This is a genomic window from Helicobacter cinaedi CCUG 18818 = ATCC BAA-847 (genome assembly GCF_000155475.1).
GTDB classification, from domain to species: Bacteria; Campylobacterota; Campylobacteria; order Campylobacterales; family Helicobacteraceae; genus Helicobacter_C; species Helicobacter_C cinaedi.
This window is the reverse complement of record NZ_DS990392.1, coordinates 158,257-174,064: the sequence shown is the minus strand read 5'-3', so window position 1 is coordinate 174,064 and position 15,808 is coordinate 158,257. Positions and strand designations below refer to the sequence as shown.

Genomic DNA, 15,808 nt, shown 5'->3' with positions numbered 1-15,808 from the left:
TTGGCAGACTTTGAGCTGGGTGGATAAAGAAAACATTAGTCGTGTTATGCAAGAGATTGTAAGAATCTTAAAGCCTAAGGGGCGATTGTATGCTTCAAGTTTGTTTAACACAGAGTTTGATGTGGATTTATACACGACTATTTGCGATAGGACTCGCCCTTCAAGCTATAATGAAAACAATCCCAAAAAGCCATTCACCAATGGCTACTACAATACCTACTGCAAACAAAGCATTATAGATATGTGTGATGGTGTGCGAAGCCTTGAGATTGTGCCATTTTATCCACAAATAGATTTTAAACGCGACTTTTCACAAAGGGGCATAGGGAGCTTTACTCTAGCTATTGATAACACAGAATCTAACTTTGCTTTTGGGCATAACAGCGAAGATTATATAACGGGGGGGGGGGCGAAACATAACTCCATTTCAACCATCTCAAGTAGCCACCACACAGCCCGATTTGATAGAATCTCATCTCACACAATCCCATATTATAGAATCCACAGCAACACCTCGCCTTACCATTTCTGCGGGAATGCTACTCAACTGGGGGATTCTCATCATTATCAAATAAACACACATATAAATATACGCAAGGGGGCAATATGACTGCCCTGCTCCCTTTTGTATCCGCACTTATCCATAAGCAAACAGATTCACTCTTTCCGCTTGAATATAACCAAAACCTTATAGAATCTGCTGACTTGCTTATCGCAATGGAGCATTTTGCCTCTTGCTTAACGCACATATCTGGCAAATACTACACACAAGCCCTAAGTCAAAATGATTTCTACCATAGCGATAAATATGCTGTATTTCTCTACTACCTAGCAAATAGCTTTATCGCCATAATAAAATTGATTGTGCTACGCAGATATATTGCTTAAATAAGGCATTGCATAGCGTTGATATGTTTTATGAAGTGAAGTTACCTAAGATTTTTATGCTTACTCACCCTGTAGGGAGTGTGCTAGGCAGGGCAGAGTATAGTGATTATTTTTGTGCGTATCATAATTGTGGCGTTGGCTCTAGCAAAGAAAATGGCATTACGCATTATCCATCTTTTGGGCAGGGAGTGCTGATGTATGGGGGTAGCAGAGTGATAGGCAAATGTAATGTAGGAGATAATGTCATCTTTGGGGCAAATACCTTTATCATAGATACTGATGTGCCGAGTAACAGTATTGTTGTAGGCTCTTATCCCAAGCATAGAATCTTAGTAAGCTCACACAATGTGCTAAGGGATATTTTTGGAGTGGATTCCACTCTATAAGGAGGTGTCATTAAAGCTGAAACTAGAATCTTTTTAACTCAAATTTTCAAAATCTTAAAAAACAAAAAGGAGTAAAAATGGAAACCATAACAGGCTGTAAAATATGCGGATTCCCTATGGAGTATCGCCCAAATCTTTATGTAGAAAATGGAATCTGTGGGGCGTGTATCAACGCTAAGGCAAAAAAACATATTGACTTTAAAGCAAGGCAGGAGTGGCTTACAAAGCATTTGGAGCAGAGCAGACAATTAACTGGGGGGGGGGGCAGTAGATAAAAATAGTTATGATTGCGTTATTGGTGTGAGTGGTGGGAAAGATTCCCATATGATTGTAAAAAGGCTTATACAAAATCATAATGTCAAAAATCCCTTGCTGATTACCACTTATGATGAATCTACTCGCACACAAGCAGGGGCTCATAATCTCAATAATATCGCAGAATTTTTTGATGTAGATCATATCATCTATCGCTACAAGCCTAAAACTTGCAAACAGGAAATGAAAGAATGCTTTGAAAAATATCTTAATCCCTATATGTTGGCTGAACTCCGTTTGGGGAGCTTTGAAAGTGAGGTGGTAAAGATTGCTAGAGCATTTGGGGTAAGAGATGTGTTTTATGGCGAAGATGCGGCTTTTGAGTATGGCAGCACAAAGGAACTCAATATTTTTCACAAACAAAGCACAGATGAGCTGAAGTTTATATTTATGGGAGCGATTTATCCCTATGGCTATGTAGATTCAATGCATGAGGCTAGAAGTGTGGGATTTAAGGACTTGCAAGACTTCCACGAATGGTATAGGCAAGGCTCTGTGGAGCATTTTGCACAAATTGATAGTATTGGCTATATGGTGCAGTATTGGTGCAAATTTGTAAAATTTGGCGCACAACGCACAACTGATATGGCGACACGCCTTTGTAGAGAGGGGGCTATCAAACGAGAACAGGCTCTGCTTTATATCAATGAAGCTGATCATATCCTTGATCCTTTAGCTAAATATGATATTTGTCAAACAATGGGGATAAGTGAATCTCATTTTGATAGAATCGTAGATTCTCACGCAAATACAGAGATTGTAAAAAAAGATGCAAATGGCGTATGGAGACGCATTAAACAAGTGGTGTGATAGCAAATTAGGTGAAACAGGAGCTTTAAACATTTGTAAAAATATGCTAATATCTATCCCTTTTGATACATTAGATACAAAAGGGATACGATGACACAAAACCTGCAGGAACTCATTAAAATCTACTCACTCAACTCCCATATTGACTTTAGCACACATTTACTAGGGCAGTCAAAAGACACGCTCATCGCTCTTTTGAGCGAACTTTTAACAACTTATATCAATGACAAGAATAGCTCTACCATTAGAGAAGCCTTAAGCGTTACTTTGGCAGGTTATACACATAATCCTAAAAAATTAGGCTTTAATGGCTTTAGGCAAAATAGCTTTGGTGAGCCCATAAACTGCGAAGCAAAGCCTAAAAATATCTACTCTAACGAAAATAAAAAACTCAATGGTGGTGGGAATTTCACTGATTACACTTGGGCTAGATTCTATAAAGACAAACAAGAGCGTTTAAATATGCTTATTAGTGGATTTGTAGATGGAAAATTGCTTTATCTCTTTGAGTTCCCTTTTAATGATATTCATTTTTTAAAACATTTAGAACTACAACTCCATAAAAAATTCCCAAATGGAGACATTAAAGGACTTTATCTGCGGAGTGCATCTTTTAGCTTTTCTCATTGCAAAAATGCCGATATTCATATCATTTATATTTGCCCACAATTAGCAGAATATGAAAAATTTTTAGAAAAAAACTTATTTGCTTTTTTAAGGGCAAATCAATGTTAATTTGCGGAGATACTTTAAGCGAGCTTCAAAAGCTAGAAAATGATAGCATAGATATGGGCGTAACCTCGCCGCCTTACAATAAGCAAGAGAATAAAAGAGGTTGGCTTGTTAAGAATGTTTTATACGATAATACTTGTGATAAGCTTGATGAAAAAGCATACCAAGAAAATCAAATCGCCGTGCTAAATGAACTCTATAGAATCACAAAAGAGGGGGGAAGCTTTTTTTATAACCACAAAATCCGCTGGGAAAAGGGCAAATTACTCCATCCATTGCAATGGATTTCTCAAACAAAGTGGAATCTAAGGCAGGAAATTATTTGGGATAGGGGCATTGCAGGGAATATTCGCGGCTGGAGATTTTGGCAGATAGAAGAAAGGATTTATTGGCTTATTAAGCCAAAGGGTAAAAATCTCATTGGAGAAGAACTACAAAGTCGCCACGCACTTTTAAGCTCCATTTGGAGAATCCGCCCAGAGAGTAATAACGCCCACCCCGCCCCCTTTCCACTCGCATTGCCCTTGCGGTGCATTTTTTCAATTTTAAATGAAAATGGTGGCGTTGTGATTGATCCATATTGTGGCAGTGGGACGACAGGCATTGCCGCAAAGATACTCAACTGCGATTTTATAGGCATTGATAATGCTAAAACTTATCTCACTCTTGCGGAGAGTAGAATCACAAATTATCAGCATTTTTTGAAAGAAGCGCAATTGGAGCTAAATCTACACGAAGTCAAAGAAACTTTTAGCGAGAAAAAAGCAAAAGGCAAGAGCAAGGATAGGTTTGCTTTAAGGGGGCAGGGGGTGCTTTTGTGATTAAAAAGTTTGCTATTTTTTGGCTATTCTTTGGTATTCTAACGCTTTAAAAATTACTATAAAAGTGAGATTTATGGCAGATTCTAGGCTTTTTTATGCGGTTACACTTTTATCTTGTATCGGTGCGGTGATGTCTTACTCACTCGCAGCATATATCACAAGTCATAATGGCTATACGCATTTTCACTTTTTTATAAGGCAGATTATAGCTGTGATTTGTGGCATTTTGCTGATGTGGGGACTTTCTAAGCTTAATGTTGAAGCCCATTTTAAACGCATTGGCGTTGCTATTTTTCTTTTATCTATCATTCTTATGGTGGGTATGCACTTTTTGCCCCAAAGCTTTGTAAGCTCGGCTGGTGGGGCAAAGAGATGGATTAGGCTTTCTTTTATCTCCCTTGCACCATCTGAACTTTTTAAAATCGGTTTTGTGTATTTTCTAGCTTGGAGTTTTTCTCGCAAGTTTGTAAGCAATGTGCATCTTTCCATTAAAGATGAGATTAGAATCTTTATCCCCTATTTGCTTTTATTTATCGTGGCTGTGGTGCTTATTGCGGTGCTACAAAATGATTTAGGGCAGGTTATTCTCCTAGCACTCACACTAGGAGTAATGCTGCTTTTTGCCGGAGGGAGTTTGCGACTGCTAGGCATTATCTTTCTAGGCACGATAAGCACAGCATTTCTAGCTATTATCACAAGCCCACATAGAATCTTGCGTGTCAAGTCGTGGTGGGCAAGCGCACAAGATTCTGTTTTGGCATTGCTCCCACAAGGCTGGGCGGAGAATCTCCGTGTGAGCGGACTACCTGAACCTTATCAAATCTATCACGCTACAAATGCTATGTCAAATGGTGGATTTTTTGGCTCTGGCTTAGCTGAAGGCTCTATTAAGCTTGGATTTTTAAGCGATGTCCATACAGACATCATTCTAGCTGGAATTACAGAGGAGCTTGGCTTCCTTGGGTTATTTGGGATTATGCTGCTTTTTGGCTATATCTTACTTTTACTCTTTCGCATAGCTAATCGTGCTGCAAACAAAATGTGCTATCTTTTTTGCATTGGCGTTGGGCTACTCATTGGTTTTTCACTTATTATTAACGCCTTTGGAATCTCTGGAATCACGCCTGTAAAAGGTATAGCTGTGCCGTTTTTAAGTTATGGGGGTAGCTCACTTATTGCAAATTGCATTGCCATTGGCTTAGTTTTAGCTATCTCAAAATCCCAACCTCAAACTCAAATTTCATCACATCAAACCTCATTATTAAGGAGCAAAAATGAATCTTAAAAGCATACTTTGGTTGGCCTTTAGCCTTTCACTCATCATTTTAGGTATTGTGTGTATTGCAAATCCGGATAACACAATGATTGTCCTTGCCTATCTTGTAGGCTTTATTATGCTTTTTAGTGGGCTAGGAAGCCTTGTGTATTTTTTTCAAATGCGTTTTATGATGATACTCATAGATGGGCTATTGTCGTGTGCATTTGGCTTGGTACTGCTTTTTGGCGGTGAAGAAATAGCACAAAATTTTATTCCACTTCTTATCGCCTTGTGGCTTATTTTAAAAGGAATCTTGTGGCTTATCCACGCGTGGAGACTTTCAAAAATCTCAAATCTCGCTAGTGGCGTGATGATTATGGGTGGGCTGTATGTGCTACTTGGTGTGCTTTTTGTCATCTTCCCTGAAGTGCTTGCTACACTCATTAGCCTGATTCTTGGCATTACACTTATTATCAGTGGCGGTATTGGCTTAATCTTTTGGAATAGTCTAAGAAAAATGCAGTAATCCATAATGGCAGATTCAGTATTGCTTACAAGCAAATCCTATAATCCCCTTGCCACTCGTGCCTACGAAGTTGTGCTTATAGGCACACGCGAAGTAAAAAATGTCAAATGCCTTGTTACAAATAAAATCACCTATCTGCCTATCACACACGATTTACAAGGCATTGATAGTCTTATTTTTACTTCACGCTACGCTATACGAGCCCTGCTAGAATCTGCCAACCCCCTATCCCCACACTACAATCCACATCTTGCTAAGTGGCGTGAGATTCCAAGCTTTGTGATAAGCCCAAAGAGTGCGGAGATTCTCTATCAGCATAACGCAAAGGTGGAGTTTGTAGGGCAAAAAGCGCACGGGCAAGAATTTGCTAAAGAGATTATCCCCCTGCTTCAAAATCGCTTTCCAATCTATCTACGCGCCAAAGAGATTGTCTCACAGCTTAATGCCACACTTATAAATGCCAAAGTCCCGCTGCAAGAAGTCATAGCTTATGTGAATACACCCTTAACTTTAGAGCAGAATCTTAAGCCAAAACCGCAAAGCGTGTTAATCTTCACCGCACCAAGTGCGTATAAAAGCTTTGTAGCAAATTTTAGCTGGGAATATGAGTATATCGCTATTGCCATTGGTAAAAGCACCTTTGCTTCTTTTAGCCCCACACTTCAGGCTTACATTAGCCCAAAGCCTAGCATTCCCCACGCTATTGAGTTTGCTAAATCCATAGCCTTAGGGCTAAATACCCAAAATGCAAGAAAGTAGAATCTAGGCTTAAAGTCCATTTAACTTTGATTGCTACAATCCTGCAAATCTTAAATTTTGGAGAAATAACGATGAAAAAACATCTTCCCGCAAAACAACTTTTTGGTGCGATTTTTTTAAGCCTAGCTATCGCATCTTTACAAGCTAAGACTTATGCTACCATTGATGGCAAACCTGCCGTTACGGATAAGGATTTAGAAATTTTGAAGCAAAGTATCCCTAACTTCAATTATGCTAAACTTTCTGATCAAGAAAAAGAGGGTATTATCCAAGAGCTTGTCAATCGTCAGCTTATCCTTAAAGCCGCCAAGGCTGAAAAGCTTGATACTTCAAAAGAATATACCGAAGCGATTAATAATATTAAAGATCAGCTTCTTATTGACTTATGGAGCAAAAAGCAAGTAGGTGGGATTCAAATGCCAAGTGTCAATGACGCACAAATTAAGGAAATTTACAAAAATAATGAGGGTATGTTTATTAACCAAGAAATGCACGCAAGACATATTTTGGTAAAGACTGAATCTGAAGCAAAAGATATTATTAAAGAGCTTGATAAAGCAGGGAAAAAAGCTGAATCTAAGTTTATTGAACTTGCCAATGCTAAGAGCACTGACCCAGCTTCAAAACAAGCTAAAAATGGCGGGGATTTAGGAACATTCCAACGCAATGTTATGCACCCAGACTTTGCTAATGCTGCTTCAAATCTTAAACCCGGCACATATACGCAAGAGCCTGTGCAAACGCCATTTGGCTACCATGTTATCTACCTTATCAAAAAGAGTGAGCCAAAAATCATTCCTTACAATGAGGCTAAAAAAATCATTGAAGAGCAAATCAAAATGCAAAATGTGCAAGGTGGTATGATGCAAAAGATTCAGGCTTTGCGTGAAAAAGCAAAAATTCAGATTACAAAATAGTTTTAATCACATAAGGAGAGAATATGCTTGTTTCGGGGATTGAGATTCTAAATAAAGCCCATAGAGAGGGTTATGGCGTGGGGGCGTTTAACTTTGTAAATTTTGAAATGCTAAATGCCATTTTTATGGCAGCTGATGTTGCTAAATCGCCCATCATCGTTCAGGCAAGTGAAGGGGCGATTAAATATATGGGGATTGATATGGCAGTGGGCTTAGTCAAGATTCTATCCAACCGCTATTCACATATCCCCGTGGCATTGCACCTAGATCACGGCACAAGCTTTGAATCTTGCAAAAAGGCAGTGGATGCAGGATTTACTTCCGTGATGATTGATGCCTCTCACCACCCTTTTAAAGAAAACTTAGAAATGACAAAAGAAGTGGTAGCATACGCCCATAGCAAGGGGGTGAGCGTGGAAGCGGAGCTTGGGCGACTTATGGGGATTGAGGATAATATTTCCGTTGATGAAAAAGATGCGGTGCTTATTAATCCTGATGAAGCAGAAGAGTTTGTCAAAGCCACACAGGTGGATTATCTAGCCCCTGCCATTGGCACAAGCCACGGGGCATTTAAGTTTAAGGGTGAGCCAAAGCTTGACTTTGAGCGTCTCCAAGAAGTCAAAGTCCGCACAAATATTCCGCTTGTTTTGCACGGCGCAAGTGCGATACCAGATTATGTGAGAGAAGCTTTCCTAGCCACAGGTGGGGATTTGAAGGGCAGCAAAGGTGTGCCGTTTGCATTTTTACAAGAAGCAGTCAAAGGCGGGATTAATAAGGTAAATATCGACACAGACTTGCGTATTGCCTTTATCGCTGAAGTGCGAAGGGTGGCAAATAGCGATAACACACAATTTGACTTACGCAAATTCTTCACTCCAGCAATGGAATTTGTTACCAAACTTATGGTGGAGAGAATGGGTGTGCTAGGCAGTGCTGGAAAAATATAAGGGAAGAAAAATCGGCTATTAAACAAACCCCTTATCTATAATATAGAATCTTTGTAAGATTCTATATTCTTTTAATCTTTAAATTTATCCCCCTAAACGCCAAATCTTAATTGCAAATACCACACACAAATGCTATAATACGCGACTTTACACTACTTGAAAGGATTTAAACAATGGCAATTGGAATGAGCGAACTCAAAAAAGGACTAAAAATTGAAATTGATGGGATTCCATACAGAATCACAGAGTATCAACATGTAAAACCGGGTAAAGGTGCGGCGTTTGTCCGTGCTAAGATTAAGTCATTTCTTGATGGCAAAGTGATTGAAAAGACCTTCCACGCGGGTGATAAATGCGAAGAGCCAAATTTACAAGAAAAGACAATGCAGTTTCTCTACCACGATGGCAGCTCTTTTCAGTTTATGGACACAACTACCTATGAGCAAATCGCACTGAATGAAGATCAAGTAGGTGAAGTGGCAAAATGGATGCTTGATGGGCTAAATGTGCAGATTCTATTCCATAATGATAAGGCGATTTCCGTTGATGTGCCGCTTGTCGTGGAGCTAACAATCACAGAAACCGCACCAAACTTCAAAGGCGATACAAGTAGCGGAGGTAAAAAACCAGCCACACTCGAAACTGGTGCTGTTGTGCAGGTGCCTTTCCACGTGTTGGAGGGCGAAAAAATTAAGGTCAATACCGAAACAGGTGAGTATTTAGAAAAAGTTAAATAAGTCCCTGCAAAAAGGCTGAAACCTTAGCCTTTTTTGATATTCCTAAAACAATCTCTTAAATAACTTCACATTTTTTAATTCTCAAGCCTAGATTTTGAGCTATTGCTTCACACAATAAGCACTTCATCTCGCCAAAGGACGAGCCTCCACAAGTGCGGGTGTAAAGAAAAATAGCTCACTTGTATCAATCAAAAAATCAAAATCAAGCGAACAAGGCTGTATGCCAAAACGCCGCTCAATAGGCACATTTGGATTTTCAAACGCACTCAAACATTCATTGGCTTCTAGCACTAGAGAGCGTATCTGCACCGCCCCACTGCTTGTGGGAATGATCGAAAATATACTCTCAAACGCCTTTGATTGTATATCACCCCTGCAAGACTTGTAATGCAAAAAACCATCCTCACCAATAGATAGACATCTATCCTGATTACGCGGATCAACAAACTGCACATAGCCAAAGCCCCAACTTTTAGCCAAAGGATCTTTACCTTTAATAAACTTAGGATTAAGCCCAAAATCACGCAAAAACCAATTTTGCGTATTAAAATCGCCCTTCCTATCAATATTTAATGCAATGCCATTTCGCACATTGCGTATTTGAAAACGCCGTGTAACATTCTCAAAATCATCTCTTCTTCCGCCACTATTAAAGCTAAAACCAGACACACCCTCTTCAGCGACACTCTCCATACTCCCTACACTCATCACGCCAAGCATCAATACAACATAACATAGCTTTTTCATCACATATCCTTTTTTGTATATTTTTTAATTTGGTGGGAATCTTCTAAAATTCACAGGAAAATGATCCGACACGAGCTGTGTGCGGAAATTTGCCAACATCAAAACAGCTGCAATAAGCGGTTCTCTAAAGCCGCTTCCAGAGTTCCCTATCACTGCATAATCAAGTATGCCTCCGCTTCTTTGTGTGGCTATATTTGGAGCAACTATCGCCGTCCTTACTCGCGTCTCCAAATTAAGCTCAAGCCGCAAACTCGCAGGGCTACGATTAAAATCCCCCAAAATCATCCAATTCACATTTGACTGCCCCCTAAAATGATTAAACACAGAATTGACAATCGCAGGTGCATCTCTTCCGCCATTAGCCAAAGCGTGGATTGAGAAAAACACATCATTACCTATGCGGATTCCAATAATCGGGCGAGAAACCGTTGTGGGTGGTGGCAGAACAATCACATCATCCGCCCTTCGCCTAGAAACAATAGCAAGATTCACGCGATTTGCTCCAACATCAACCGGAGAATAATAAATATACACCATATCCGGACGAGAGCGAGAGCCTAAATCCCAAGTATATTCAGCAATAGGAATACCCTGTGGCGTTTGAAAAGTCCTTTGAGTGGGCGTTGCCGTTTGTGGCAAAGACCCCGCCTCTTGCAGAGCAAGTATATCAGCTGCATTTTCTCCACTTATGAGCTGCCGCACACTCACGCTCCATTTGCTTTCAGATGTTGCCGAAGAGCCTTGAAGATTCCAAGAAGCAGTCTTAAAATCATCAATCGCACCAAATGCTACACCAACAACACAAAGCCAAGCACATATTGCTTTTATCATTTTTTCTATTGTTATTGTTTTTACGCCCATTTTTGCTACCTCCATTATTTTTACTGCCATTATTTTCATTTATCAATATCCCGCCTATACAAAGGACGCACTAAAAAAGTCGGTGGGGCAACATACCACTGCTGATCTAAATTGCTTCCTGTCGCACATTTGGTTAAAAAGATACTTGTTACCCTATGGAAATCGCCGAAAATATTGCCTATGGGTGCTTGCACACATTGATTCAAGCCTACATTTTTAAGCTGAAAAGATTCATTAGACATAGGAATGAGTTTGAATCTTTGGTAGCGATTTTTTGTATTACACGCCATATGGATAAGCCCATTTTTATAGCCATTGAGACAAGTTCGTGTCTCGTTATTTTCAATCATCACTTCATCATTATCAAAGAATCTAAGTCGCCACACGCGTGCACCACCAAAGCCTATACTATCAATAAGTGTATAGCCCCATATCCAATTCCCCTGTGCCAAAGCCCACACGGTCAAAGCCGCACCACCGGGCGACATCAATACTATCCAATCTCCATTTTGCGGTGGAATAGGCGGTGCATTTACTCCACTACTCCCAACTAGTGGTGGGTGCTTGATAGGCAACACGGCATTGCGTGAACTTTTCCCCACCATCTCTTCGGTGATTTGTGTTCTCACTCTTGTATTAAAGCGTTTATTTTGATCTTCAGGCACAACTATGGGTCCAACAACAAGTGTAGGTGTGCTTTGCTTTGCTGGTGGCTTGGGCTTTGAGCCTATTTTCAACGGATCAGAATCCTTAGAATACCCTATCAGTCCAGCGGTTGGATTCACATCGCCTATTTTCCCTCCACAGCCACCAAAAGCCAACATATAGCCAATTACAAAGGCTATAGAGATTCTATTTTTCATATAAGCCACTCCTTTATATATTAAAATTTCTGTGAAAGCCAAGTCATTATATGACTTCTATCATTTGTTTGATTATGCGATAAGGGAGATGAATCTGAATCGCCGCCGACAGAATATCCAGCCTTTGTAACATCGCTAAAATATTCAATCTTTACACGCATACTTAGCTCCTTATACAGCCTTTGATTCAAAGTGAGTGCCAAAGCATTTTCATCACTTCGTGGGCTTTGTGTGTGTCGCCCTAGAATCTGCCAAGAAAAATCCCCATAATCTCCGCCAATATAGCCAATAGTGCTTATCGCATTGCGTCCTATCATATCGCTCAAAGAAGCACCTTTATCATACGCACTGCCTATCCAAATATCAAAGCCATTAAACGGATCGCCATACGAGCCTATCCACGCATTAGCATTGCCCCAATTTTTATAGAGCATTGCCCCGGCAAAATGTTTGTAAAAATTCACCTGTTCCCTAATAAAAAGTGTTTGCGTGTATTTATCAAGCTTGTCACCAAAAAGCGTATCTTTGCCTACTAACGCAGATCCACCGCTCATTCCTTTAGGATTCTCTTCATTTATAGGAAATAGTCCAATAGCCACAAATTCATTTGAAAGATGTTCCCCCAGAGCCTCATTCCACGCAAACTTCACGCCCGGTGCTACAAAGCGATCTTGCGAACCATAAGTATAGAGCGAAAGTTTTATAGAATCTGTGCCAACATCTAGCCCACCAGCATACACGCCCTTACCAGCCACACTAAAACGCGTATAATCCCAAAACCAATTGCTATACACCATAGCCCTGCTATCAGAGTAAAATCCCCAGAGCTTCACATACTCATTGCCAACATATAGCTCCCCACCTTGATTCCACGCACCAAACCAGTCTAGCCCACTACTCTCATATCGCCCAGCCTTAAAGCCAAAATACTCCCCCTCATAGCCAACAAATGCATTATGTAAAATATATTGTCTCGCTTCCATTGCCTTATCGCCCTTGTAGCCAAACCACGCACCGATATAGCCATTTCCTAAAGATTGCCCACCTTGTGAAGAAGTACTATCATACACCAAAGCATTAATCGCACCGCCTAAAGACGCACTAAAACCATTTTGAGCTTTTACATCAAACTCCATAGCCCCAAATAACGAAGCATAACTATCAGTAGGGTTTTTAAATGTATTTGGATTATATGATCCATTATTAAAGCCAAATTTACCAAAAGTTTCAGCTTTTCCTCCAATCTTATACTCCACTCCAAAAGCACTTAACCACACGCAACAGCACACACCAACAAGAAACTTTCTCACTCATACTCCTTAAAGATGAAAATTTTACACATATTATACAAAACTCATCCAAAAAACCTTTTTAAAAATGCAAAAAATTCTCAATAAATTCATATAGAATCTAAATTTTTAGCAACTTGGCATAAAATTTGACAGATTCTAAGCATATTAGCAAAAACTTATCACTTATTTTATAAATAAACTTGACATTAAATGACTAAACTTATATAATACACTTCATATAAAACTTAAAAGGAGTTTGCTATGAATTTATTTGATAAACTAACCAATCAACTCAAAGAAGCCATTGATAGTGCGGCTTCACTTGCACTACATTCACAGAATCAAGAAATCGCCCCTTCACATTTGTATTGGGCATTATTAAGCAATCATCAAAGTGTGCTGAATCAAGCCTTAAATAAGCTCAATATTGACAAAGCTACCATTACGCTACAAGCACAAAGTCAAGTCAATACCCTGCCAAAAAGCTCTCAAGTCTCAAAGGAAAGTCTAAGTATCAGCAAAGAGCTTTCAAATGCATTAAATCTCGCTCAAGGCGAAGCCACAAAAAATAATGATAGCTTTATTGCGGTGGATATGTTTCTCATCGCTAATCTTAAAGAGCAAGATTTTGTAAGTATTTTTAAGCCATTTGTGGATATGAATGAGCTGAAAAAGACGCTACTTGCGTTAAGAGGGGATAGCAAGATAGAATCTCAAAGTGGTGATGACAATCTAGAATCTTTAAGCAAGTTTGGCATTGACCTTACACAAAAGGCGTTAGAAAACACGCTTGATCCAGTGATTGGACGCGATGATGAGATTAATGCGATGATGCAGATTCTAATCCGCAAAAGCAAAAATAATCCTATTTTGCTAGGCGAACCCGGAGTTGGGAAAACTGCTGTGGTAGAGGGCTTGGCTCAAAGGATTATCTCAAAATCTGTGCCTTTAAGCTTACAAAACAAAAGGCTCATAGCCCTTGATATGAGTGCGTTAATCGCTGGGGCGAAGTATCGCGGTGAGTTTGAAGAGCGATTAAAAAATGTTGTGAATGAAGTAAAAAAAGCGGGTAATGTGATTTTATTCATTGATGAGATTCACACCATCGTGGGAGCAGGAGCAAGTGAAGGGAGTATGGACGCGGCAAATATTCTAAAACCAGCTCTTGCACGCGGAGAGCTTCACACCATCGGTGCGACCACACTCAAAGAATATCGTAAATATTTTGAAAAAGATGCCGCCCTTACACGCCGATTCCAGCCTATTAATGTCAATGAACCAAGCATTAATGAAGCCTTACAGATTCTGCGTGGGATTAAGCCAAACCTTGAAGCCCATCATAATGTTAATATCACAGATTTAGCACTCATTGCTGCAGCAAAGCTTTCAAGCCGCTATATCACGGATAGATTCCTGCCCGATAAGGCTATTGACTTAATTGATGAAGCCGCTGCGGAGCTTAAAATGCAAATAGAATCTGAGCCATTGGAACTTAGCAAAGTCAAAAAGCAAATTGCAAATTTAGAAGTGGAAAGACAAGCACTCAATATGGAAAAGACAGATTTTAATCAAGCAAGAATCACAGAGATTGACAAAGAGCTAGAAAATCTTAAAGAGGAGAAAATCTCACTCAATGGACGCTTTGAGCAGGAAAAAAATGTCTTCACGCAAATTGCTAACATTAAAGCCGAGCTTGATAGCCTAAGGCGAGAATCTGAAAATGCCAAACGAAGTGGGGATTACAGCAAGGCGGCTGAAATTGACTATGGCAAGATTCCACAGACTTTAAATAAAGAGAAAGAGTTGCAAGACCAATGGGAGCAAATGCAGAAAAATGGCACTTTGCTTAAAAATGCCGTAACGCAAGAAAGTATCGCAAGTGTGGTAAGTCGCTGGAGTGGAGTGCCTATCAAAAAAATGCTCCAAAGCCAAAAGGAGCGAATTTTAGACATAGAATCTGAACTCACAAAAAGTGTGGTGGGGCAAGAATCTGCAATCAAAGCCATTGCTCGTGCCATTAAACGCAATAAAGCCGGGCTAAGCGATGCTAATCGCCCCATTGGGAGTTTTTTGTTTCTAGGACCCACAGGTGTAGGGAAAACGCAGTGTGCTAAGACTTTAGCGGAGTTTTTGTTTGACAATGCCAAATCGCTTGTTAGGATTGATATGAGCGAATATATGGAAAAACACGCAGTCAGTAGGCTTGTAGGTGCACCTCCGGGATATGTGGGCTATGAAGAAGGTGGTGTCTTGACTGAGGCTATAAGACGCAAACCTTATAGTATTGTGCTGTTTGATGAAGTGGAGAAGGCTCATCCAGATGTGTTTAATATCCTATTACAAGTGCTTGATGATGGGCGATTGAGTGATAACAAGGGCGTTGTGGTAGATTTTAGCAATACCATTATCATTTTAACGAGCAATATCGCAAGTGATAAGATTCTAGAGTTGCAAGATAAAGAACAGAAGCAAAATGCTGTCAAAGAGGCGTTAAGAATGTATTTTAAACCTGAATTTTTAAATCGCCTTGATGATGTTGTGATTTTTAATCCTCTAGGAATGGAGCAAATCACGCAAATTGTGGATATTATGTTTCAATCTCTTGCTAAAAAGGCTAAGGAAAAGGGCATAGAGATTAGCCTAAGTGATGAGGCAAAAGAGCATATCGCAAAGGTTGGCTTTGATAGCGTGTATGGGGCGCGTCCGCTAAAAAGGGCGTTGTATGAGCAGGTTGAAGACAAACTCGCTGATTTAATTCTGCGTGATGAAGTAAGCGAAGGAGGAAGTGTGCTTTTCACACTTAATGGGGATTCTATTAACGCACAGGTGGAGAAAAAAGAGGGTTAAACAACATACTAAAATCTTTAAAGATTTTAGTATTAAAGATTTGCTATACATATTAAGCCTAAAAACATTAAACACTTAAAAATAGAATCTCACAAAGTAGGT

Annotated in this window: 17 protein-coding genes and 1 pseudogene; 14 read left to right on the top strand and 4 right to left on the bottom strand. The window is 39.8% G+C overall.

Going from position 1 to position 15,808, the window contains the following annotated elements; genetic code table 11:
• The 13 genes and pseudogenes from HCCG_RS05220 to efp form a co-directional block, all read left to right on the top strand.
• Positions 1-610 (top strand): annotated as a pseudogene (locus HCCG_RS05220) (hypothetical protein); the annotation flags it as partial.
• On the top strand, positions 607-888 hold the full coding sequence (locus HCCG_RS05215; protein ID WP_015453361.1) for a hypothetical protein: 282 nt from the start codon (positions 607-609) through the stop codon (positions 886-888). The pseudogene HCCG_RS05220 and the gene HCCG_RS05215, both read left to right, overlap by 4 nt.
• Positions 889-896: 8 nt before the next feature.
• Positions 897-1,274: an LbetaH domain-containing protein gene (locus tag HCCG_RS05210; RefSeq protein WP_230197907.1), complete on the top strand. Its 378-nt coding sequence runs from the start codon at positions 897-899 to the stop codon at positions 1,272-1,274.
• Between the two features lie 77 nt (positions 1,275-1,351).
• Entirely contained in the window at positions 1,352-1,549 is a 198-nt protein-coding gene (locus HCCG_RS05205; protein WP_015453360.1) for a flagellin modification protein, read from the top strand.
• 49 nt (positions 1,550-1,598) lie between these two features.
• Positions 1,599-2,399, top strand: coding sequence for an adenine nucleotide alpha hydrolase family protein (locus HCCG_RS05200; RefSeq protein ID WP_230197906.1), 801 nt, complete (start codon positions 1,599-1,601; stop codon positions 2,397-2,399).
• Between the two features lie 90 nt (positions 2,400-2,489).
• On the top strand, positions 2,490-3,134 hold the full coding sequence (locus tag HCCG_RS05195) for a hypothetical protein (RefSeq protein WP_002956389.1): 645 nt from the start codon (positions 2,490-2,492) through the stop codon (positions 3,132-3,134).
• Positions 3,128-3,952 (top strand): DNA-methyltransferase, encoded by an 825-nt coding sequence (locus HCCG_RS05190; protein WP_002956388.1) that lies wholly within the window; start codon positions 3,128-3,130, stop codon positions 3,950-3,952. The genes HCCG_RS05195 and HCCG_RS05190 overlap by 7 nt, the downstream gene beginning before the upstream one ends.
• Before the next feature lie 73 nt (positions 3,953-4,025).
• Positions 4,026-5,237 (top strand): peptidoglycan glycosyltransferase FtsW, encoded by a 1,212-nt coding sequence (locus tag HCCG_RS05185; RefSeq protein WP_014666907.1) that lies wholly within the window; start codon positions 4,026-4,028, stop codon positions 5,235-5,237.
• Entirely contained in the window at positions 5,227-5,736 is a 510-nt protein-coding gene (locus tag HCCG_RS05180) for an HdeD family acid-resistance protein (RefSeq protein ID WP_002956386.1), read from the top strand. The genes HCCG_RS05185 and HCCG_RS05180 overlap by 11 nt, the downstream gene beginning before the upstream one ends.
• A 6-nt stretch (positions 5,737-5,742) precedes the next feature.
• Positions 5,743-6,495 carry a uroporphyrinogen-III synthase gene (locus tag HCCG_RS05175; RefSeq protein WP_015453358.1) on the top strand — a complete coding sequence of 251 codons (753 nt, stop codon included), beginning with the start codon at positions 5,743-5,745 and terminating at the stop codon, positions 6,493-6,495.
• A gap of 71 nt (positions 6,496-6,566) precedes the next feature.
• Positions 6,567-7,412 carry a peptidylprolyl isomerase gene (locus HCCG_RS05170; RefSeq protein WP_015453357.1) on the top strand — a complete coding sequence of 282 codons (846 nt, stop codon included), beginning with the start codon at positions 6,567-6,569 and terminating at the stop codon, positions 7,410-7,412.
• Positions 7,413-7,435: 23 nt separating this feature from the next.
• Positions 7,436-8,359, top strand: a complete 924-nt coding sequence (locus HCCG_RS05165) for a class II fructose-bisphosphate aldolase (protein ID WP_002956383.1) — start codon at positions 7,436-7,438, stop codon at positions 8,357-8,359.
• A 173-nt stretch (positions 8,360-8,532) separates the two neighbouring features.
• Entirely contained in the window at positions 8,533-9,096 is a 564-nt protein-coding gene (gene efp / locus HCCG_RS05160) for an elongation factor P (protein WP_002956382.1), read from the top strand.
• A gap of 123 nt (positions 9,097-9,219) precedes the next feature.
• Here the strand turns inward: efp and HCCG_RS05155 are convergent, their stop codons facing one another.
• The 4 genes from HCCG_RS05155 to HCCG_RS05140 form a co-directional block, all read right to left on the bottom strand.
• Positions 9,220-9,843, bottom strand: a complete 624-nt coding sequence (locus HCCG_RS05155; RefSeq protein WP_014666912.1) for an RICIN domain-containing protein — start codon at positions 9,841-9,843, stop codon at positions 9,220-9,222.
• A gap of 24 nt (positions 9,844-9,867) precedes the next feature.
• Positions 9,868-10,674: a cytolethal distending toxin subunit B family protein gene (locus HCCG_RS05150; protein WP_002956380.1), complete on the bottom strand. Its 807-nt coding sequence runs from the start codon at positions 10,672-10,674 to the stop codon at positions 9,868-9,870.
• 65 nt (positions 10,675-10,739) lie between these two features.
• Positions 10,740-11,567 (bottom strand): RICIN domain-containing protein, encoded by an 828-nt coding sequence (locus HCCG_RS05145; protein WP_002956379.1) that lies wholly within the window; start codon positions 11,565-11,567, stop codon positions 10,740-10,742.
• A 20-nt stretch (positions 11,568-11,587) separates the two neighbouring features.
• A complete protein-coding gene (locus tag HCCG_RS05140; protein WP_002956378.1) occupies positions 11,588-12,877 on the bottom strand; it encodes an outer membrane family protein in 1,290 nt (429 codons plus the stop codon).
• A gap of 243 nt (positions 12,878-13,120) precedes the next feature.
• Between HCCG_RS05140 and HCCG_RS05135 the strand changes: the two genes are divergently transcribed.
• A complete protein-coding gene (locus tag HCCG_RS05135; RefSeq protein WP_002956377.1) occupies positions 13,121-15,706 on the top strand; it encodes an ATP-dependent Clp protease ATP-binding subunit in 2,586 nt (861 codons plus the stop codon).
• Positions 15,707-15,808: the final 102 nt, after the last annotated feature.

Bases quoted from the DNA above. Each gene is read 5' to 3' on its own strand.
- HCCG_RS05215 (WP_015453361.1), top strand. From the start codon at position 607: ATGACTGCCCTGCTCCCTTTTGTATCCGCACTTATCCATAAGCAAACA.
- HCCG_RS05205 (WP_015453360.1), top strand. From the start codon at position 1,352: ATGGAAACCATAACAGGCTGTAAAATATGCGGATTCCCTATGGAGTAT.
- HCCG_RS05200 (WP_230197906.1), top strand. From the start codon at position 1,599: ATGATTGTAAAAAGGCTTATACAAAATCATAATGTCAAAAATCCCTTG.
- HCCG_RS05195 (WP_002956389.1), top strand. From the start codon at position 2,490: ATGACACAAAACCTGCAGGAACTCATTAAAATCTACTCACTCAACTCC.
- HCCG_RS05190 (WP_002956388.1), top strand. From the start codon at position 3,128: ATGTTAATTTGCGGAGATACTTTAAGCGAGCTTCAAAAGCTAGAAAAT.
- HCCG_RS05185 (WP_014666907.1), top strand. From the start codon at position 4,026: ATGGCAGATTCTAGGCTTTTTTATGCGGTTACACTTTTATCTTGTATC.
- HCCG_RS05180 (WP_002956386.1), top strand. From the start codon at position 5,227: ATGAATCTTAAAAGCATACTTTGGTTGGCCTTTAGCCTTTCACTCATC.
- HCCG_RS05175 (WP_015453358.1), top strand. From the start codon at position 5,743: ATGGCAGATTCAGTATTGCTTACAAGCAAATCCTATAATCCCCTTGCC.
- HCCG_RS05170 (WP_015453357.1), top strand. From the start codon at position 6,567: ATGAAAAAACATCTTCCCGCAAAACAACTTTTTGGTGCGATTTTTTTA.
- HCCG_RS05165 (WP_002956383.1), top strand. From the start codon at position 7,436: ATGCTTGTTTCGGGGATTGAGATTCTAAATAAAGCCCATAGAGAGGGT.
- efp (WP_002956382.1), top strand. From the start codon at position 8,533: ATGGCAATTGGAATGAGCGAACTCAAAAAAGGACTAAAAATTGAAATT.
- HCCG_RS05155 (WP_014666912.1), bottom strand. From the start codon at position 9,843: ATGAAAAAGCTATGTTATGTTGTATTGATGCTTGGCGTGATGAGTGTA.
- HCCG_RS05150 (WP_002956380.1), bottom strand. From the start codon at position 10,674: ATGATAAAAGCAATATGTGCTTGGCTTTGTGTTGTTGGTGTAGCATTT.
- HCCG_RS05145 (WP_002956379.1), bottom strand. From the start codon at position 11,567: ATGAAAAATAGAATCTCTATAGCCTTTGTAATTGGCTATATGTTGGCT.
- HCCG_RS05135 (WP_002956377.1), top strand. From the start codon at position 13,121: ATGAATTTATTTGATAAACTAACCAATCAACTCAAAGAAGCCATTGAT.